The sequence below is a fragment of the Agromyces sp. Soil535 genome (genome assembly GCF_001428255.1).
Lineage (GTDB): Bacteria > Actinomycetota > Actinomycetes > Actinomycetales > Microbacteriaceae > Agromyces.
In genome coordinates this window covers 407,455-426,919 of record NZ_LMRW01000023.1, presented here as the reverse complement: position 1 = coordinate 426,919, position 19,465 = coordinate 407,455, and the positions used below count along the sequence as shown (strand labels likewise).

Sequence of the window (19,465 nt, the reverse complement as noted above, 5' to 3'; positions counted from 1 at the left end):
GCTCGGGCCGATCAGCCCCCGACGGCCTTCAGCCACGCACGCCGCGCATCGAGCGCCTCACGCGCCGCCGCCGCCGCGCGCTGGTCGCCGGACGCCTCCGCTGCGGCGAGCTCGGCCTCGAGCTTGGCGATCGCGTCCTGCAGCTGCCCGAGCATGCCCTCGGAGCGCGCCTTCTTCTCGGGGTCCTCGCGCTGCCAGCGTTCGTCCTCGAGCGAGCGCACATGCGTCTCGACCTTGCGGAGGCGGTCCTCGACGGGCCGCACCTGGTCGCGGGGAACGCGGCCGATCTCATCCCAGCTGCGCTGGATGCGGTTGAGCGCGGTGCGCGCCTGCTTCGGATCCGTCTCCGTAAGCAGCTTCTCGGCCTCGTCGAGGAGCGCGAGCTTCTCGGTGAGGTTCGTCCGGTACTCCTCGTCCTCCTGCGCGTCGACCTCGGCCTTGGCCTGGAACAGCACGTCGCCGGCCGCCTTGAACTTCGCCCACAGGGCGTCGTCGAGCTTCTTGCCGGCACGACCCGCCTCCTTCCACTCGTCGAGCAGTGCACGGTAGTCTGCGACGGCGTCCGCCCCGCGGGGCGCGAGTGCCTCGGCGCGCTCGATGAGCCGCTGCTTGCGGGCCCGCACGTCGCGATGGGCGGCGTCGAGCTCGGCGAAGAAGGCCTTGCGGTGCTGCTCGATGGTCGATCGGGCGGTGCGGAACCGCTTCCACAGCTCGTTGGCCTCGTTCTTCGGCAGGCGCGGCCCCTCCTGCTGATGCTGCTGCCAGCTCGCGAAGAGGGCGTCGAGCTCGGCGGTCGCCTGCTTCCACTGCGTCTTCGCCGGGTCCTGCGCGGCGAGCGCCTCCGCCTGCTCGACGATGCGGGTGCGCTCGGCGATCGCCTCATCGAGCGCGGCCTTCGCCTCGGCCTGCTGCTGCTCGGTGAGCTCCTTGGCGGTGCCGGACAGGGCCTCGAGGCGGCGCGCGAGGGCGTCGAGGTCGCCGACGGCGTGGGCCCCGGCCACCGACACGCGGAGGTTGGCGACAGCCTTGGCGACATCCGCCGCCGGTGCACCGCGACGCGAGCGCTGCTCGAGGAGGCCGACCTGGCCGGCGAGGTCGGCGTACTTCCGCTCGAAGTACGCGAGCGCTTCCTCAGGCGTCGCGTCGGGGTACTGGCCGACCTCTCGCTCGCCGCCGTCGGCGGTGCGTACGAAGACGGTACCCGTCTCGTCGACGCGGCCCCACGGTTGCTGCTCTGAATCGGTCACGGCCTCACCCTGTCGTGGTCGGATGCCGCCCGCGGGGGGCGGCGTTGACGGCATCAAGCCTATTGCACCGCCGGAGGGCGGCACCGGTCGTCACCCGATCGTGAACCCGCTGATCGTCACGGGCACCGCGGGTGCGCCGTCGGTGCCGCCGTCGGCCGTTCCAGCGTCGGTGATGCCCGTCTTCAGCTGGTCGAGGCCGCTCGTGACGTGGCCGATGACGGTGTAGCCGCCGGACTCGTCGGGCGGGAGCGTGGTGTCCTCGTACACGATGAAGAACTGGCTGCCGTGGCTATAGGCGTTCTGCGACTGGCGGGCCATCGCGATCGTGCCGGCGGGGTACAGGCTGTCGGCGGGTGCGTTCTCGACGGGGCCGTAGCTGTAGCCCGGCCCACCCGTGCCGTCGCCGGAAGGGTCGCCGCACTGCAGCACCCAGATGCTGTCGCGCGTGAGGCGGTGGCAGGTGGTGCCGTCGTAGAAGCCGGACTGGATGAGGCTGATCTCGCTCGAGACCGCCTGCGGCGCTGCGGCGCCGTCGAGCTCGACGGCGAGCGGGATGTCGTTGAGCGTGAGCGTGCCGGTCCACGTGCGGTCCTCGGCGATGTCGGCGGACGGGACGTCGCCCTGGTTCTCGCCGGCCGGGGCCGTGGGGGTGGGCGTGGGCGTGGGCTCCGCCTCTGGCGCGCCCGGACCGCCGCTGAAGAAGAAGAGCTGTGCGGCGGTCGCGAGGGTCAGCGCGACGACGAGGGCGACCACCGCGATGACGTTGTCCCGGGTGCGGCGGCGCTGCTTGCGGACGTGCACCTCCTGGCGTGCCTGATAGGTGCGGAGGCGGGCGCGTTCCTCACGCGCCTGACGGTCGTTCGATGCCACGCGTGCTCCTTCTCCGGACTCCTGCGAGCCGACTCTACGCAAGGGCCGTGATCGGCACCAATCGCGTGCGCGGGCGCACGTGCTCGCGCGCGGAAGCCGGCCTTCGGTGTCGGATGCCGCGGCTACGCTTGACGGCATGGTCGACTCGAGCCCGGGGCTGCGCTCCGGCGCGACTCCGCTCGCGGTGCGCATGCGTCCCACGAGCCTCGACGAAGTGGCCGGACAGCGGCACCTGCTGACGCCCGGCTCGCCGCTCGTGGCGCTCGCGGGCGACCGCACGGGCGAGTCGGGGTCGGTCTCCGTCATCCTCTGGGGGCCTCCCGGCACGGGCAAGACCACGCTCGCGCAGGCGATCGCGAGGTCGTCGGGGCGCAAGTTCGTCGAGCTCTCCGCCGTGTCCGCTGGGGTCCGCGACGTGCGCCAGGTCATGGAGGAGGCGCGGGCGAGCCGCGATCTCTACGGGGTCTCGACCGTGCTGTTCCTCGACGAGATCCACCGCTTCACGAAGGCGCAGCAGGATGCGCTGCTTCCCGGGGTGGAGAACGGCTGGGTCATCCTCGTGGCCGCCACGACCGAGAATCCGTCGTTCTCGGTGATCTCGCCGCTCCTCTCGCGATCGCTCCTGCTCACGCTCGAGCTCCTCACCGACGACGATCTCGGCACGCTCGTCGACCGGGCGGTGTCCGATCCGCGCGGCCTCAACGGTGCGGTCCAGCTCGAGGTCGACGCGCGCGCCGCCGTCGTCCGGCTCGCGTCCGGCGACGCCCGTCGTGCGCTCACGGCGCTCGAGGCGGCATCCGTGGCTGCGACCCAGGCCGCCGTGGCCACCGGCGCAGGGGATGGCGCAGCGGGCGAGGACGATGACGGGTCCGTCGATGCGGATGCCGCGAGGCCCGCGAAGCCGGTGATCACGGCCGAGGTGGTGGCTCGCGCCGTCGACCGCGCGCTGCTGCGCTACGACCGCAACGGCGACGAGCACTACGACGTCATCAGCGCGTTCATCAAGTCGGTGCGGGGGAGCGACGTCGATGCATCACTGCACTACCTGGCGCGCATGATCGAGGCCGGCGAGGACCCGCGGTTCATCGCCCGCCGCATCATCGTGCTCGCCTCGGAGGACATCGGCATGGCCGATCCGACCGCGCTCGGGGTGGCCGTGGCCGCGGCCGACGCCGTGCAGTACATCGGCATGCCCGAAGGGCGCATCCCGCTCGCCCAGGCCGTCGTGCACCTCGCGACCGCACCCAAGTCGAACGCGGCCTACCTCGGCATCGATCGCGCCATCGCCGACGTCCGGGAGGGCAAGGCAGGGCGTGTGCCGAAGCACCTGCGCGATGCGCACTACCCCGGGGCGAAGCGGCTCGGGCACGGCAAGGGGTACGTGTATCCGCACGACGATGCGATCGGAGTCGTCGCCCAGGAGTACCTGCCCGACGAGCTCCGCGGCGCGGTGTACTACGAGCCCACGGAGCACGGGAACGAGCGCGAAGTCTCGGCCCGGCTCGCGAAGCTCCGGCGCATCGTCCGCGGAGGCCGATGAGTGCGGCGCGCCGCCCGCGGCCGGCGTGATAGCATACTCGTTGGCCTGAAGCCAGATTCTCGAGCGCGGCTGCGAGAGAGTCATCGGCGAATGGGTGTGATCTGTAGCCGATCAGCCCTTGGCGAATCCCTCTGACACAGACTTCCGGTGCACGATCGCGCCGAGAATTCACATTTGAGATTCTTCCGAAAGGACATCCGTGTCGAACCAGTCACGAAGCAAGACCCGCCTCTCCCGTGCGCTCGGCGTCGCCCTCACCCCGAAGGCCGCCCGCTACATGGAGAAGCGTCCGTACGCCCCGGGCGAGCACGGCCGCACCAAGCGCAAGGCCGACTCCGACTACGCGGTGCGTCTGCGCGAGAAGCAGCGCCTGCGCGCCCAGTACGGCATCCGCGAGAAGCAGCTCCGCATCGCGTTCAACGAGGCCCGCCGCGTCGACGGCCTGACGGGTGAGAACCTGGTCGAGCTGCTCGAGATGCGTCTCGACGCCCTCGTGCTCCGCGCCGGCTTCGCCCGCACGATCACGCAGGCCCGCCAGTTCGTCGTTCACCGCCACATCCTCGTGGACGGCAAGATCGTCGACCGCCCCTCGTTCCGCGTGAAGCCCGGCCAGCTCATCGGCGTCAAGCAGCGCTCCGAGGGCACCGAGCCCTTCCAGGTCGCAGCGGCCGGCGGTCACGTCGACGTGCTCCCCAAGACCCCGGGCTACCTCGAGGTCGAGCTCGACAAGCTCCAGGCGAAGCTCGTTCGCCGTCCGAAGCGTGCCGAGGTCCCCGTGACCTGTGAAGTCCAGCTCGTCGTCGAGTACTACGCCGCTCGCTGAGCGGGGCACAGACCGACCAGGGGTCGCGGGGGTTTCCCGCGGCCCCTGTGCCAATCTCCTGCGGCATCCGACGCCATTAGACTGTTGGGATATGCGTCGGGCGGAATTCGCGCGACGGAATCGGTCAGAGGAGCACTTCGTGAAGAGCATCGTGTGGTTCGCCGTGGGCGTCGCTGCCGGTTTCGTCGCCGCGCACCAGCTCAACCAGACCAAGCAGGGCCGGGAGTTCTTCTCGTCGATCGACGCCAAGGCCAGGGCGTTCGGCAAGGCCATCGCCGAGGGGTACCACGAACGCGACGCCGAGCTCCGCGCCGAGGGTGACGGGCCCGCCGCGCGCTGACGCCGGCGCCACGACTCCGCGCGGCCGATCCGGGCCGCCGAACCAGAACGGAACCATGCAGACCGCAGACATCCGCCAGCGCTGGCTGGACTTCTTCGCCGCGCGCGGCCACACCGTCGTTCCCTCCGCTCCGCTCGTGTCCGACGACCCGACGCTGCTGTTCACCGTGGCCGGCATGGTGCCGTTCGTCCCATACCTCACCGGGCTCGTGCCTGCGCCGTATCCCCGTGCGACGAGCGTGCAGAAGTGCATCCGCACCAACGACATCGAAGAGGTCGGCAAGACCCCGCGTCACGGCACGTTCTTCCAGATGAACGGCAACTTCTCCTTCGGCGACTACTTCAAGGAGGGCGCCATCAGCATGGCGTGGGAGCTGCTCACCACCCCCGAGGCCGACGGCGGATACGGCTTCGCGCCTGCGGACATGTGGGTCACCGTCTACAAGGACGACGACGAGGCGATCGAGCTCTGGAAGAAGATCGCGGGCCTGCCCGAGGAGCGGATCCAGCGCCTCGACAAGGACACGAACTACTGGCACACCGGACAGCCCGGCCCCGCCGGGCCGTGCTCCGAGATCTTCTTCGACCGCGGGCCCGAGTACGGCGTCGACGGGGGCCCTGCCACCGACGACGATCGGTACGTCGAGATCTGGAACCTCGTGTTCATGCAGTACCTCATCGACGACGTGAAGTCGAAGACGGACTTCCGCATCGTGAAGGAACTGCCGAAGAAGAACATCGACACGGGCATGGGCCTCGAGCGCGTCGCGTTCATCAAGCAGGGCGTCGAGAACATGTACGAGATCGACCAGGTGCGTCCGGTGCTCGATCGTGCCGCCGAGCTGTCCGGCCGCCGCTACGGCGCCGACCACGAGGACGACGTCCGGATGCGCGTGATCGCGGACCACATCCGCTCGTCCTTGATGCTCATGAGCGACGGCGTGAGCCCGTCGAACGAGGGCCGCGGCTACATCCTGCGCCGGCTCCTGCGCCGCAGCATCCGTGCCATGCGGCTGCTCGGCGTAGAGGGGCCGACGTTCCGCGAGCTCTTCGCTGCGTCGCGCGACGCGATGAAGTCGGCCTACCCCGAAGTGGCCCGCGACTACACGCACATCGAGCAGCTCGCGCTCGGCGAGGAGGAGGCGTTCCTGCGCACGCTCACCGCGGGCACGTCGATCCTCGACGTAGCAGTCGCATCCACGAAGGATGCCGGCAAGGCCGAGCTCGCCGGCGACACCGCGTTCCTCCTGCACGACACCTACGGCTTCCCGATCGAGCTGACGCTCGAGATGGCCGAGGAGGCGGGCCTCGCGGTCGACCGTGGCGCGTTCGACGAGCTGATGACCGCCCAGCGCACGCGCGCGAAGGCCGATGCGAAGTCCAAGAAGAAGGTGCTGGCCGACCTGTCGGTGTACGGCGACTTCCGCGCCAAGGGCGAGACGATCTTCACCGGATACTCGGACCTCACGACGGACTCGACCGTGCTCGGCCTGCTCGTCGACGGCCGCCCTGTGCCCTTCGCGACCGCCGGGCAGACGGCCGAGGTGATCCTCGCCGAGACCTCGTTGTACGCGGAGTCGGGCGGTCAGGCGCCCGACCAGGGTCGCATCGTCGGCGACGGCTTCGAACTCGAGGTCATCGACGTGCAGAAGCCGGTCAAGGGCCTCATCAGCCACACTGCGAAGGTCGTGTCGGGCGAGGTCGGCGTGGGCGTGCCGGCGACGACACTCGTCGACGAGGACTACCGGCGCGGCGCCACGCAGGCCCACTCGGGCACGCACATCGTGCACGCCGCGCTGCGGCAGGTCCTCGGACCCAACGCGCACCAGTCGGGCTCGTTCAACAAGGCCGGCTACCTGCGCCTCGACTACGGCTGGAACTCCGCCCTCTCGGCGGAGACGCGTGGCGAGATCGAGGAGATCTCCAACAACGCGATCCGCGACAACCTGCAGGTCGTCACGCGCGAGATGCCGCTCGACGAGGCGAAGTCGCTCGGTGCCATGGCCCTGTTCGGCGAGAAGTACGGCGACGTCGTGCGCGTCGTCGACATCGGCGGCCCGTGGTCGCGTGAGCTCTGCGCGGGCACCCACGTGGCGACGAGCTCCGAGATCGGCATGATCAACATCGTGGGCGAGTCCTCCGTGGGCGCGTCGAACCGACGCGTCGAGTCGCTCGTCGGCATCGAGGCGTTCCGTCGGTTCGCTGCGGAGCGCGCGCTCGTGTCCGAGCTCAGCACCAGCCTGAAGACCCGCCCCGAGCAGCTCGTCGATCGCGTCGGCGAGCTGGTCGCGAGCCTCAAGTCCGCGGAGAAGCGCATCGCGCAGTTCGAGGCCAAGGCGCTGAACGATCGCGTCCCGGCGCTCGCGGCGACCGCGGTGCGCACAGGCGACGTGCTCCTGGTCTCCGACAACGTCGGACGCCTCGGTTCGAGCGACGAACTGCGCTCGCTCGCCACGGCCGTGCGCTCGAAGCTCGGTGACGCGGCATCCGTGGTCGCGCTCGCCGCCGAGGTCGGCGGCAAGCCGGTCGCGATCGCGGCGACCTCGCCCGCCGCCCGCGACGCCGGGGCGAACGCGGGAGCGCTCGCGAAGGCGATGGCGTCGGTGCTGGGCGGCGGTGGCGGCGGCAAGCCCGACCTCGCACAGGGCGGCGGCAACGACGTCTCGGCGATCCCCGCCGCGCTCGAGGCCGTGCGCCGAGTGCTCGACCGGTAGGACGATGCGCCCGGGAGCGAGACTCGGCATCGACGTCGGGCGAGCCCGCATCGGCGTCGCGCGCTGCGACGCCGGCGGGCTGCTCGCCGTGCCGGTGGAGACCGTGCCCCGCGCCTCGGACGGCGACGCCGACGTGCGGCGGATCCTCGAGCTCGCCGACGAGTACGACGCCATCGAGCTCGTCGTGGGCAATCCGCTCTCGCTCTCGGGCGGGCGGACCGCGTCGACCGACGATGCCGTGTCCTTCGCCGGGCGGCTCGCGGCATCCGGCGCGGCGGTGCGCCTCGTCGACGAGCGACTCTCGACGGTGAGCGCTCAACAGGCCCTGCGCGCCTCGGGGAAGTCGAGTCGCAGCCAGCGTCCCATCGTCGACCAAGTTGCAGCCGTTATCATTCTGCAACACGCCATCGACACGGAACGGGCGTCGGGTAAGGAGCCCGGGCGCCTGCTCACGACAGACGAAGGGTCGTCCCCCCTGTGACCCACCTTCCTCCTGGCACGCCGCCCGGCGGATCCGATCGACCCCAGATGACCCGTCGCGAGGCCCGCGAGGCCGAGCAGCGCAGGGCAGCCCTCCTCGCGCAGCAGCAGGAGCAGGCGCAGGCAGCCGAGCAGGCCGCCGCGGCGCAGTGGGCGGCGGAGCAGCAGGCCGCCCAGCAGTGGGCGGCTGAGCAGCAGGCGGCCCAGCAGTGGGCGGCTGAGCAGCAGGCCGCTCAGCAGTGGGCGGCGGAGCAGCAGGCGGCCCAGCAGTGGGCGGCTGAGCAGCAGGCGGCCCAGCAGTGGGCGGCTGAGCAGCAGGCGGCCCAGCAGTGGGCGGCTGAGCAGCAGGCGGCCCAGCAGCGGGCGGCCGGCCAGCAGGGCGCCCCGCTTCGAGCCGCGCACGACGCGGCCCCATTCCCCCTGCAGCTCGATGACCCGGGCTCCGCGTCGCAGCAGCACGAAACGGACAGTCCGCTGCCATGGGACGACGAACCGCAAGCGTGGTCCGATGACGACGACGACAACCAGCCGGGTCGCTTGAGCCGCCCGGACCGGCGAGCCCTCAAGCACGGCGGCTACGACCCCGGATCCGGCCGGCCCAAGCGTCGCGGCCCGTGGGGATGCCTCGTCGGGCTGCTCGTCGTGGCCGCGCTCGGGGCCGGCGCGTTCTTCTTCCTGCAGGGGCCCATCACTGCGGTCATCGAGCGTTTCACGCCCGCCGAGGACTACACGGGCGCCGGCACCGGCGAGGTGGTCTTCATGATCCACGACGGCGACACCGGGTCGGACATCGCCGAGAATCTCGTCGATGAAGGGGTCACCGCCTCGTACGACGCGTTCTACGACCTGCTGCTCGCGCAGACGCCCGAGCCCGAGTTCCAACCGGGCGCATACCGTCTCGCCGAGGAGATGAGCGCGCAGGCGGCGCTCGACGCGCTCCTCGAGCCCGCGAACAAGCTCGAGAACACGTTCGTCATCCAGGAGGGCATGTGGGCGAAGGACGCCCTCGCAGAGGCGGCCGCCGTCACCGAGATCCCGATCGAGGAGCTCCAGGCCGCCGCCGCGGACTTGCCGGCACTCGGCTTGCCGGCCGAGGCGACGAGCGTCGAGGGATTCCTGTTCCCCGCGACGTACACGGTCGACCCGGCCGTCACGGCGCCCGGACTCGTGAAGATGCTCGTCGACCGCTCGTTCGAGGCCCTCGATGCCGCGGGCGTCGCCCCCGAGGACCGGTGGCGCACCGTCGTCAAGGCCTCGCTCATCCAGCGGGAAGCGGGCCTCCTTCCCGACTATTACAAGGTCTCGCGTGTCATCGAGAACCGCCTGAACCCCGAGCTCTTCGACAGCGGCCTGCTGCAGTTCGATTCGACCGTGCACTACGGGGTCGGCGACGACTCGGTCGTCACCACGACCGACGAGCAGCGTGCCGACGCGGCGAACCCGTACAACACGTACGTGCACCCGGGCCTGCCGCCGGGCCCGATCGGCAATCCCGGCGACGACGCGATCGACGCGGCCATCCACCCCGCCGACGGCCCGTGGCTGTACTTCGTGACGGTCGATCTCGACACCGGCGAGACCGTGTTCTCGGCGACCGTGGAGGAGCACGAGGCCGCGGTCGAGAAGTTCCTCGCGTGGCTCGAGGAGCACCCGGAGTACGCCAGCTGATGCGCCGGCTCGCGGTGCTCGGCTCGCCCATCGCCCACTCCAAGAGCCCGGCGCTGCACCGCGCCGCCTACCGGCTGCTGGGGCTCGACTGGGAGTACACCGCCATCGAGATGCACGGCGAGGGACTCGCCGCGTTCATCGAGGGGCTGGATGCCTCCTGGCGGGGGCTCTCGCTCACCATGCCGCTCAAGCACGACGTGCTCCCACTCCTCGACGACGTCGACGAGATGGCGGTGCTCGCGGGAGCCGCGAACACCGTGCTCTTCGACGGGGGCCGGCGACGCGGATACAACACGGATGTCTTCGGCATCATGCGCGCGCTCCGCGAGGCCGGCGTCGTGTCCGTGCGCCGTGGCGCAGTGATCGGCGGCGGCGCCACCGCGGCCTCCGCGCTCGTCGCCTTGGCCGAGCTCGGCGCCGCGCACGTGCGGGTGCTCGTGCGCCGACCGGGCGCCTCGGAGCTCGCCGCGCTCGGCAGGCGCCTCGGCCTCATGGTGGAGGAGGCGCGGATCGACGACCTCGCGCACCTCGACGACGTCGAGCTCGTGGTGAGCACGGTTCCCGGGGGCACGGACCTCGGCGTCGTGGCATCCGAGGCCCTCGTCGGACGCGCAGCCCTGCTCGATGTGGCCTACGACCCGTGGCCGTCGCCGCTCGGCGCGCGATGGATGGCCGCGCACGGCACCGTCGTGCACGGGCTCGAGATGCTGCTGCACCAGGCCCTGCTGCAGGTGCGCATCTTCATGACGGGCGACCCGTTCGCGGAGCTGCCCGACGAGACCTCCGTGCTCGACGTCATGCGCCGAACCCTCTGATGCGCGCTGTGGAAGGATAGGAGCATGCTCCGTTGGCTCACTGCCGGAGAGTCGCACGGCCCTGAGCTCGTCGCGATCCTCGAGGGTCTTCCCGCCGGCACCCCCGTCATGCTCGACGACATCCGCGCCGACCTCGCGCGACGCAAGCTCGGCTACGGCCGTGGCGCCCGCATGAAGTTCGAGCAGGACGAACTCGCGATCTCCGGCGGCGTACGCCACGGCCGAAGCCTCGGCAGCCCCATCGCCCTCCGGATCGGCAACACCGAGTGGCCGAAGTGGCAGGAGGTCATGAGCCCCGAGCCCGTCGACCCGGCGACACTCGGCCGAGGTCGCGGGGCCCCGCTCACGCGTCCGCGTCCCGGCCACGCCGACCTCGTGGGCATGCAGAAGTACGGCTTCGACGAGGCGCGGCCCGTGCTCGAGCGGGCGAGCGCCCGCGAGACCGCCGCACGGGTGGCCCTCGGCGCGGTCGCGCGCGCGTTCCTCGCCGAGCTCGGCATCCGCCTCGTGTCGCACACGATCGCGATCGGCCCCGTGCGGGTGCCCGAGGACCGCCCGCTCCCGCTCCCGGGCGACGTCGACCGCCTCGACGCCGACCCCCTGCGCTGCTTCGACGAGGAGACCTCCGCACGCATGGTGGCGGAGGTCGACGCCGCGCACAAGGACGGCGACACACTCGGCGGCGTCGTCGAGGTGCTCGCCTACGGCGTGCCGCCGGGGCTCGGCTCGTACGTGCACTGGGACCGCCGTCTCGACGCACAGCTCGCCGCCGCGCTCATGGGAATCCAGGCGATCAAGGGCGTCGAGGTCGGCGACGGCTTCGTCACCACCACCCGTCGCGGCTCGGCTGCACACGACGAGCTCCACCTGTCCGACGGCCGCATCGTGCGTGCGAGCGACCGCGCCGGTGGCACCGAGGGCGGCATGTCCACCGGCACCGTGCTCCGCGTGCGCGCGGGCATGAAGCCCATCGCGACCGTGCCGCACGCGCTGCCGACGATCGACGTCGCCACGGGTGAGGCTGCCCCGGCGCACCACCAGCGATCCGATGTCTGCGCCGTGCCCGCGGCGGGCGTCGTGGCCGAGGCCATGGTCGCGCTCACGCTCGCGAACGCCGTGCTCGAGAAGTTCGGCGGCGACGCGGTCGCCGAGACGCGCCGCAATCTCGAGTCGTACCTCGCGGCCATCCCCGATGCGCTCCTCACGGAGATCGCGGCGGCGGACGTCGCGGCCGACCGTGTCTGACGGCCCACGACTCGCGCTGCCCATCGTGCTCATCGGGCCGATGGGGGCCGGCAAGTCCCGCGTGGGGCATCGGCTCGCGGCATCCGTCGGCGCGCCCTTCATCGACACCGACCAGCGCATCATCGAGCGTTATGGCCCCATCGAGCAGATCTTCGAACGCGAGGGCGAGGAGTACTTCCGCATCATCGAGCGCGAGGTCGTCGCCGAGGCGCTCCGCGAGGAGGCCGTGATCTCGCTCGGCGGCGGCGCCGTCCTGCACCCCGACACGCGCGACGACCTCGCCGGGCTGCCGGTGGTGTGGTTGCGCGTCACGCCCGAGGCGGTCGCGCCGCGGCTCACGGGTGGCAACCGCCCGCTGCTTGCCGACGGCGGGCTCGCGACCTGGACCGCGATCCTGGAGCAGCGCGCGCCGTTCTACGCGGCGCTCGCCGATCTCGACATCGACACGTCGCGCCGCTCGGTCGCACGCATCGTCGACGACATCACCGAGCGGTTCGGAGGAGCACGATGAAAGCAGGCGAGACGCGCACGGCGATCCGCGTGGGCGGCGAGACGGGCTACGACGTGGTCGTTGGTCGCGGCGTGGTCGCGGAGCTCGGCGATGCGCTCGGTCTCGGCGTGCGCAAGGTGCTCGTCGTGCATGCGCCGACGCTCGGCGCACGCGCCGTCGCCCTGCGCGAGGAGCTCCATGGCCGTTTCGAGGTGCTCCTCGCCGAGGTGCCCGACGCCGAGGCCGGCAAGCGGGTCGAAGTGGCCGCGTTCTGCTGGCAGATCCTCGGCCAGGCGGACTTCACGCGCAGCGACGCCATCGTCGGCCTCGGCGGGGGAGCGATCACCGACCTCGCGGGGTTCGTCGCCGCGACGTGGCTGCGCGGCGTGCGCATCGTGCAGGTGCCCACCACGGTGCTCGGCATGGTCGACGCGGCCGTCGGCGGCAAGACCGGCATCAACACGAGTGAGGGCAAGAACCTCGTGGGGGTCTTCCACGCTCCCGCCGCCGTGCTCTGCGACCTCGAGCTGCTCGACACGCTGCCACGCAACGAGATCCTGGCCGGCTTCGCGGAGATCGTGAAGGCGGGATTCATCCGGTACCCCGAGATCCTCGACACCATCGAGGCCGATCCGGATGTCGCAACCGACCCGTCGACGCCCGAGTTCCGCCGGGTGGTCGAGCTGGCGATCCAGATGAAGGCGGAGGTCGTCTCCGAGGACTTCACCGAGCAGGGCGTCCGCGAGATCCTCAACTACGGTCACACGCTCGGCCACGCCGTCGAGCACGCCGAGCGCTATCAGTGGCGCCATGGCGCCGCGATCTCGGTGGGCATGGCGTTCGCCGCTGAGCTCGGCCGGCTGTCCGGCCGGCTCTCCGACGAGGTCGCCGACCGGCACAAGCGGGTGCTCGACCTCCTCGGCCTGCCCACGACCTATCCGGCCGGCCGCTGGAGCACGCTGCTCGCCACCATGCAGCGCGACAAGAAGGCACGCGGCGGGCAGCTCCGCTTCATCGTGCTCGACGACCTCGCGAAGCCCACGGTCATGCAGGCGCCCGACCAGTCGCTGCTGTTCGCCGCGTACCAGGAGATCGGCTCCTGACGCGAACGCAGGAGAGCGGGCGGATGCGCCGACGCATCCACCCGCTCTCGTGTCGTGCGCGCGGGCTCAGCCCGCGGTCGCGACCCCGATGTCGGGGTTGTCGCTGAAGAAGCCGTCGAGGCCCGCGTCGAGGAACACCCGAAGCTCGCCGGCCAGGTCGCCGATGCCGGCGGGGTCGGCGCTCGAGCGGAACTCGGCGGGGAGGAAGGCATTCTCGCGGCGGAAGGTCCATCCGTGCACCTCGAGGCCGATCGCGTGGGCGTCGGCGATCAGCGTGGTCGGCGAGCCGAGCGTGCCGTCCGCGGTGCGCGGGATCGCGACGCTCTTCTCGACTCCGATCCCGTCGGCGTACGTCGCGATCTCAGCCAGCCCGGCGGGCGTGGCGAGGTCGGCGTAGGTGCGAGTGTCGCCCGCGACGGTGAAGTCGTAGGGACGGCCGCTCGAGCTGATGAGCTGTGCGAGCGTCACGTCCGTGGCGCCGTCGAGCTCCTTCAGGTTGCCCACCTCGAAGCTCTGCACGATCACCGGTGCCCCGGCCGAGTCGAGTCCGTTCCCGGCGAGTTCGGCGACGAGCGGCTCCTCCAGCGAGAGTCCGATCGAGTCGAAGTACGTGGGGTGCTTCGTCTCGGGGTAGACGCCCACCTGCCGCCCGTCGCAGCTCACCGAGTGGCGGGCGAGGTCGAGCACCTCGTCGAGCGTCGGGATGGGGTAGAGGTCGTTGAACGCCGTGTTCGCGGGTCGGACCTGCGAGAGCCGCTCGATCGCGCGGAGCGTCTTGAGTTCAGCCAGGGTGAAGTCCTCGGTGAACCATCCGGTGACCGGGACGCTGTCGATGACCTTCGTGGCCTTCCGGTCGGCGAACGCCGGGCGGGACGCGACATCCGTCGTGCCGCTGATCTCGTTCTCATGACGGGCGACGAGGACGCCGTCCTTCGTCGCGACCACGTCGGGCTCGATGAAGTCGGCGCACTGCGTGATCGCCGTCTCGTACGCGGCAAGCGTGTGCTCGGGCCGGTAGCCGCTCGCGCCGCGGTGCGCCACGACGGTGACGTCGGAGGGCTGCACCCGGGCCCGGTCGAGGTCGATGATGTCGAACTCGACGTCGTCGGGGGTGCCCGTGATCCGCGCGTCGTTCCCCGGGTAGTTGTTGTCGTTGGCGATCAGCAGGTTGCCGTCGCGGAGCTGAACGACGGTCTCGAACGACTGCACCGGCAATGAGAACGGATCGCCCGTCCCGTAGCCGTCGCCGGCTCCGAGGAGGTCGGGGTTCGCGATGCGCAGCGCGTCGAGCACGAGTGTCTTCTCGAGCTTGCCCTCGGCATCGATGCGCTTGAGGTCGACCTCGTAGACGCGCTTCGTGACGGCCTGGTCGCCCTCGAAGTCGTCTCGCTCGACGAAGAGCAGCACCTCGTCGCGCACGGCGAACGCGTCGCCCACGACGTTCGCGTCCTGGTCGGTCTCGTAGTTCCAGGCGCGACCCGTGTAGGCACCGGCCCTCGTGTCGAACTCGAGGACCTCCCGTCGGCGCAGGTCCGTCTCATCCGCGTACGGGCCCTCGACCACCGGGAAGAGGAATCGACCGCTCGCGGAACCCGCCAGCGCCTCGAAGCCGCGGCTCGCGCGCACGCGCGGCGTCTCGCCGGCCTGCAGGTACGGGTTCTGCGGCGACTTCGCGCCGCCGGGCAGCGGGTACGGCTTCTCGAGCAGTGTTCCGTCGGAGTCGAAGTGGAGCAGGAACGGGCCGAACTCCTCGCCGACCCAGAACGTGCCGTCCTTCGCGAGCACGACCGATTCGATGTCGAAGTCGGCACCCGTCAGGAGTCGATCCGGCGTCGCCTCGTTCACGATCGGGAAGTCGAGCACCCGGTCGGCGTCGTTGTAGGTGATGAAGCGCTCGATCTCGATCTCGCCGCTTCCGCCCTCGCCGGTCTGCCACGCCGGACGGACGAGGTAGTTGCGGAGCAGGAAGTCCGCCGAGTTGCCCTTCGAGCCGAACCCGTTGTCGGGCTGGGCCCAGAACGTCCCATCGCCGTTGTCGATCATCGCCGAGAACCCGGGGATGACCTGGCCGGCGAACGGGCCGGTGCGGCCGTTCACCGTCGTCGTGAGGGCGGCGCCGCTGGCGGGACCGGGCTCGAGGTGGTCGGCCGACAGCGTCGCCCGAGCGACGAGGGTGGGCTCGACGGTCTTGACCGATGGACCGTTCGGTTCCGTGTCGCCGACGGCGTCGGCGGGGGAGGGAAGGAGGATCACGGCTGCGGTGACTGCCGCTGCGGCAAGGGCCACGACGCGCGTTCGCGTGCGGGTGTTGGGGTCTGCTGGCATGGGGCGAGCCAATCGGGCGCAGGGCACCGCTCGGTTGCCGTGAGTGGAATGAGGCACGACGAGTCGGTGAACCCGGCGCCCGCCGGCCGCACGAGTGTCAACCTCTCGTCACCCGGAGGTTCACCTGCCGAGATGCGCGCAGCCGGCGTGGGCGGCGGAACACCGCGTCGGTAGGCTTGCCGCATGACGACGATCCTCGTGCTGAACGGCCCGAACCTCGGCCGGCTCGGCACGCGCGAACCCGAGGTGTACGGCAGCGAGACCCTCGCCGACATCCAGGCCGCCCTCGCGGCATCCGTGCCCGACGGCGTCGAGATCGAGCTGCGGCAGACCGACGACGAGGCCGAGCTCATCGGCTGGATCCACGAGGCGGTCGACCGCCGGGTGCCGGTCGTGCTGAACCCGGCCGCGTTCACGCACTACAGCTACGCGCTGCGGGACGCGGCGGCGCAGTTGAAGCAGGCGGGCGTGCCGCTCGTGGAGGTGCACCTGTCGAACCCGCACGCGCGCGAGACGTTCCGGCACACGAGCGTGATCTCGGGCGTCGCGACGGGGGTGATCGCCGGGTTCGGCGCCGACTCGTACCGGCTCGCGGTGGACTGGGTTCTGCGGTCGCGAGGGTGAGTCGACTACACTCGATCAGTCGCACGCGTTCGACGCGTGCCCTCTGACTTCCCTCGATCGATCGGAACCTCTTCGAATGGCAAGCACCGCTGACATCAAGAACGGCGTCGTTCTCAACATCGACGGCCAGCTCTGGAGCGTCATCGAGTTCCAGCACGTCAAGCCCGGCAAGGGCGGCGCGTTCGTCCGCACGAAGCTGAAGAACGTCGTGACGGGCAAGGTCGTCGACCGCACGTACAACGCCGGTACGAAGGTCGACATCGAGAACGTCGACCGCCGCGACTTCACCTACCTGTACGACGACGGCGACGGTTTCGTGTTCATGGACGCGACCGACTACGACCAGATCACGGTGCCCGCGGCCGTCGTCGGCGACGCCGCGCACTTCATGCTCGAGAACCAGTCGGTCACGATCGCCCTGAACAACGGCAACCCCCTCTACGTCGACCTGCCCGCCTCGGTGGTGCTCGAGATCACCTACACCGAGCCCGGCCTGCAGGGCGACCGCTCGACGGGCGGCACGAAGCCCGCCACCGTCGAGACCGGCTACGAGATCCAGGTGCCGCTCTTCCTCGAGACCGGCACGAAGGTCAAGGTCGACACCCGCACGGGCGACTACCTCGGCCGCGTGAACGACTAGTGAGCGCCCGCACGAAGGCGCGCAAGCGCGCCCTCGACATGCTCTACGCGGCCGACATGCGCCAGGTGCCGGTGGAGCAGTTGCTCGCCGTCGAGGCGGAGCGCGCCGTGAGCGAGCCCGAACGCCAGGCGTCGTGGCTGTACGCCCGCGAGATCGTGGACGGCATCGTCGACCACCGCGACGAGATCGACGAGCTCATCACGACCCATTCGCGCGGATGGACGCTGGAGCGCATGCCCGCGGTCGACCGTGCCCTGCTGCGCATCGGCGTGTGGGAGATCCTCTACAACGAGGAGGTGCCCGACCCGGTCGCGATCTCCGAGGCCGTCGAGGCGGCCACCGTGCTCTCCACCGACGACTCGGCCGGGTTCGTGAACGGGCTGCTCGCGGCGATCTCGCACACGAAGGGTTAGTCGCCCGCTGGATTCGGGATCCCTGCGTCGAGCAACCCGAGGGTGTGCGCGACGACCTCGCGCGGCCCGTCGTGCTCGGAGAGCACAGCAGCGAGCCGCTGCGCGTTCGCCCGGTAGACCGCATCCGACGAGACCCGGCGCCACGCCCGCAGCACGGCCCGCGCCGACGGTCGTCCGGTGCGCAGGTTCACACCGGCGCCCGACCACGCGACGCGTGCGGCCACCTCGGGCTTGTCGAGGTCGCCGCCGGCCACCACGAGGGGGATGCCCGCCGCGAGCGCGGCGAGCACGCCGCCCCATCCGCCGTTCGTGATCATCACGTCGACGTGAGGGAGCAGCGCCTCGTACGGCACGATGCCGGCCACGCGGGCGTTCGGCGGCGCCGGGAACGGCAGGCTGGCGTCATCCGCCCGCCCAGTCGTCGCCACCACGAGCGCACGTCGGCGGCCGAGCGCGGCGAATGCGGGCTCGACGAGGTCGTGCGGGTCGACATTCTGCGTGCCCTGCGTGACGTGCACCACGGGAGCGTCGGATGACGCGACGTCTGGCCACCACGCCGGGACGGGCGTGCCGCTCGCCGCGCGCGTGAGCTCGCCGACGAACACCACGTGCGTCGCCAGGTCCGTACGGTGGAACTCCAGCTCCTCGATGCCCGAGGCGCAGACGAGCGTGGGGGAGTAGCACGCCTCGTCGAAGGTGAGGTGGTTCGGCGGAAGGCCGGTGCGGTGACGCTCCTCGTCGTAGGCCCGCTGGATGCCGCGCGCACCTGCCCGCGCGACCGCCCGCAGGGCACGATCCCGCCACCGGCCGAGCACGCCGGTCGCCGGTGCGAGGCCGAACATCGGCGGCGGGAGGTCGCGGCTCGGGATCCCGAGCGGAACGATGCTCACCGTGACCCACGGCGTACCGCTCAGCTCCGAGGCGAAGTGTGCGCCGAGGCTCAGGCCGTCGGCGACGATGACGTCCCACGGCTCGTCGCGATACGCCGCCACGAGATCGTCGGCCTGCCGCGAGCCGGTGCGGACGAAGAGGTGCTCGACGTTGGCGAGCATCTGCCTCGGACCCTTCCGGCCCCGCAGCGCCGGGAAGGTCGCCGACAGGTCGAGCTCGTCGAAGTCGGGCGCCGCCCGCCACGGCACGACGCGCGCACCGAGCGCCTCGAACCGCGGCGCGTGCGCCGAGCCGGTGTAGACGCGCACCCCGTGGCCGGCGTCGAGGAACGCCCGCGCCACCGCCGCCATCGGCGCGACGTGCCCGTGGAACGGCATCACCGCGATCATCACTTCGGCCATGGTCGATTCGACCACACGCGGGCATCGGCACGGCACCCCCAGTGCTGGCACGGGCACCGAATGGGTGGACGCCCTCCACGGATTCCGGCGCTCGCACTGATCTCCGGCGCGGCCGCCGACGGTTCACTGGATGTAGGCGCAGCGGTATCGTGCGCCGATCCCATCACCTCGATCGCTCTGGAAGGAGCACCTGCGCCATGTCCACGATTCCCGCCCGCACTCCCGGCCTGCAACCCGTCGGGCCACGTCCCGTGCCGGTCGCCCACATCAGCCTGCCCGACCGTCTCGGCTCGCTCGAGGCGATGCTCAAGGCGCTCCTCGAGCGCTGGAGCATCCCCGCGCTGCGCGTCGCCCTCGGCGCGGTGTTCGTCGCCTTCGGCGTCGTGAAGTTCTTCCCCGGCGTGAGCCCCCTCGAGTCGCTCGTCGAGGCCACGTGGGGCGTGCTCACGTTCGGCATCGTGGGGGGCCAGCTCGCCCTCGTCCTCACGGCGATCATCGAGACCGTCGCGGGCCTCGCGCTCATCTCGGGCGTCTTCGCCCGATTCGGCCTCGTGATGCTCGCGATCGCGTTCGTCGGAATCCTCTCGCCCATCGTGTTCTTCCCGGGCGAGCTGTTCACCGCCGCGGGACCGACGCTCCTCGGCCAATACGTCCTGAAGAACGTCGTGCTCATCGCGGCGGCGCTCGTCGTCGCCTCGCGCGCGCTGCGTGGACCTGCGCGGTCCAGCCGATGACCGGCGGCACCCACGCACGAAGGGCGGAGCGCGATGCGTTCCGCCCTTCGTGTTCGTCCGGGGGAGTCGAAGGCGTCGATCGTCGCGGCTGGTAGGCTTGCTC

At 71.0% G+C, this 19,465-nt stretch carries 18 protein-coding genes; 14 read left to right on the top strand and 4 right to left on the bottom strand.

Going from position 1 to position 19,465, the window contains the following annotated elements; genetic code table 11:
* Positions 1 to 11: 11 nt before the first annotated feature.
* Both ASG80_RS15010 and ASG80_RS15005 read right to left on the bottom strand, forming a co-directional pair.
* A complete protein-coding gene (locus ASG80_RS15010) occupies positions 12 to 1,247 on the bottom strand; it encodes a DUF349 domain-containing protein (protein ID WP_056732064.1) in 1,236 nt (411 codons plus the stop codon).
* 90 nt (positions 1,248 to 1,337) lie between these two features.
* On the bottom strand, positions 1,338 to 2,117 hold the full coding sequence (locus ASG80_RS15005) for a peptidylprolyl isomerase (RefSeq protein WP_056732063.1): 780 nt from the start codon (positions 2,115 to 2,117) through the stop codon (positions 1,338 to 1,340).
* 136 nt (positions 2,118 to 2,253) lie between these two features.
* Here ASG80_RS15005 and ASG80_RS15000 point away from each other — a divergent pair, with 136 nt between their 5' ends.
* From ASG80_RS15000 to aroB, 10 genes are all read left to right on the top strand, one after another.
* A complete protein-coding gene (locus ASG80_RS15000) occupies positions 2,254 to 3,657 on the top strand; it encodes a replication-associated recombination protein A (RefSeq protein ID WP_082590408.1) in 1,404 nt (467 codons plus the stop codon).
* 199 nt (positions 3,658 to 3,856) lie between these two features.
* A complete protein-coding gene (gene rpsD / locus ASG80_RS14995; RefSeq protein WP_056732062.1) occupies positions 3,857 to 4,480 on the top strand; it encodes a 30S ribosomal protein S4 in 624 nt (207 codons plus the stop codon).
* A 139-nt stretch (positions 4,481 to 4,619) separates the two neighbouring features.
* On the top strand, positions 4,620 to 4,820 hold the full coding sequence (locus tag ASG80_RS14990) for a hypothetical protein (protein WP_056732061.1): 201 nt from the start codon (positions 4,620 to 4,622) through the stop codon (positions 4,818 to 4,820).
* A 55-nt stretch (positions 4,821 to 4,875) separates the two neighbouring features.
* Positions 4,876 to 7,533: an alanine--tRNA ligase gene (gene alaS / locus ASG80_RS14985; RefSeq protein WP_056732198.1), complete on the top strand. Its 2,658-nt coding sequence runs from the start codon at positions 4,876 to 4,878 to the stop codon at positions 7,531 to 7,533.
* Positions 7,534 to 7,537: 4 nt separating this feature from the next.
* On the top strand, positions 7,538 to 8,014 hold the full coding sequence (ruvX, locus tag ASG80_RS14980; protein WP_056732060.1) for a Holliday junction resolvase RuvX: 477 nt from the start codon (positions 7,538 to 7,540) through the stop codon (positions 8,012 to 8,014).
* A gap of 47 nt (positions 8,015 to 8,061) precedes the next feature.
* Positions 8,062 to 9,681 (top strand): endolytic transglycosylase MltG, encoded by a 1,620-nt coding sequence (gene mltG, locus ASG80_RS14975; RefSeq protein WP_056732055.1) that lies wholly within the window; start codon positions 8,062 to 8,064, stop codon positions 9,679 to 9,681.
* A complete protein-coding gene (locus ASG80_RS14970; protein WP_235508342.1) occupies positions 9,648 to 10,496 on the top strand; it encodes a shikimate dehydrogenase in 849 nt (282 codons plus the stop codon). The genes mltG and ASG80_RS14970 overlap by 34 nt, the downstream gene beginning before the upstream one ends.
* A 24-nt stretch (positions 10,497 to 10,520) precedes the next feature.
* Positions 10,521 to 11,741, top strand: coding sequence for a chorismate synthase (gene aroC, locus ASG80_RS14965; protein ID WP_056732051.1), 1,221 nt, complete (start codon positions 10,521 to 10,523; stop codon positions 11,739 to 11,741).
* Positions 11,734 to 12,252, top strand: coding sequence for a shikimate kinase (locus ASG80_RS14960; protein WP_235508341.1), 519 nt, complete (start codon positions 11,734 to 11,736; stop codon positions 12,250 to 12,252). The genes aroC and ASG80_RS14960 overlap by 8 nt, the downstream gene beginning before the upstream one ends.
* On the top strand, positions 12,249 to 13,334 hold the full coding sequence (gene aroB / locus ASG80_RS14955) for a 3-dehydroquinate synthase (RefSeq protein WP_056732047.1): 1,086 nt from the start codon (positions 12,249 to 12,251) through the stop codon (positions 13,332 to 13,334). Before ASG80_RS14960 ends, aroB begins: the two co-directional genes overlap by 4 nt.
* A gap of 66 nt (positions 13,335 to 13,400) precedes the next feature.
* On the opposite strand, the gene ASG80_RS14950 is transcribed toward aroB, so the two are convergent.
* Complete coding sequence (locus tag ASG80_RS14950; RefSeq protein WP_056732044.1) at positions 13,401 to 15,659, bottom strand: esterase-like activity of phytase family protein; 2,259 nt, start codon at positions 15,657 to 15,659, stop codon at positions 13,401 to 13,403.
* A 183-nt stretch (positions 15,660 to 15,842) separates the two neighbouring features.
* Between ASG80_RS14950 and aroQ the strand changes: the two genes are divergently transcribed.
* The 3 genes from aroQ to nusB all read left to right on the top strand — a co-directional run bounded on the left by aroQ (position 15,843) and on the right by nusB (position 17,336).
* The gene (gene aroQ, locus ASG80_RS14945; RefSeq protein WP_056732042.1) at positions 15,843 to 16,283 is read left to right on the top strand and encodes a type II 3-dehydroquinate dehydratase; all 441 of its coding nucleotides are present in this window, start codon (positions 15,843 to 15,845) and stop codon (positions 16,281 to 16,283) included.
* A 76-nt stretch (positions 16,284 to 16,359) separates the two neighbouring features.
* Positions 16,360 to 16,923, top strand: a complete 564-nt coding sequence (gene efp, locus ASG80_RS14940) for an elongation factor P (protein WP_056732040.1) — start codon at positions 16,360 to 16,362, stop codon at positions 16,921 to 16,923.
* On the top strand, positions 16,923 to 17,336 hold the full coding sequence (gene nusB, locus ASG80_RS14935; RefSeq protein WP_056732038.1) for a transcription antitermination factor NusB: 414 nt from the start codon (positions 16,923 to 16,925) through the stop codon (positions 17,334 to 17,336). The genes efp and nusB overlap by 1 nt, the downstream gene beginning before the upstream one ends.
* Here the strand turns inward: nusB and ASG80_RS14930 are convergent.
* The gene (locus ASG80_RS14930; protein WP_056732036.1) at positions 17,333 to 18,628 is read right to left on the bottom strand and encodes a glycosyltransferase; all 1,296 of its coding nucleotides are present in this window, start codon (positions 18,626 to 18,628) and stop codon (positions 17,333 to 17,335) included. The genes nusB and ASG80_RS14930 overlap by 4 nt on opposite strands.
* A 197-nt stretch (positions 18,629 to 18,825) precedes the next feature.
* Between ASG80_RS14930 and ASG80_RS14925 the strand changes: the two genes are divergently transcribed.
* The gene (locus ASG80_RS14925; RefSeq protein ID WP_082590406.1) at positions 18,826 to 19,362 is read left to right on the top strand and encodes a DoxX family protein; all 537 of its coding nucleotides are present in this window, start codon (positions 18,826 to 18,828) and stop codon (positions 19,360 to 19,362) included.
* Positions 19,363 to 19,465 lie beyond the last annotated feature (103 nt).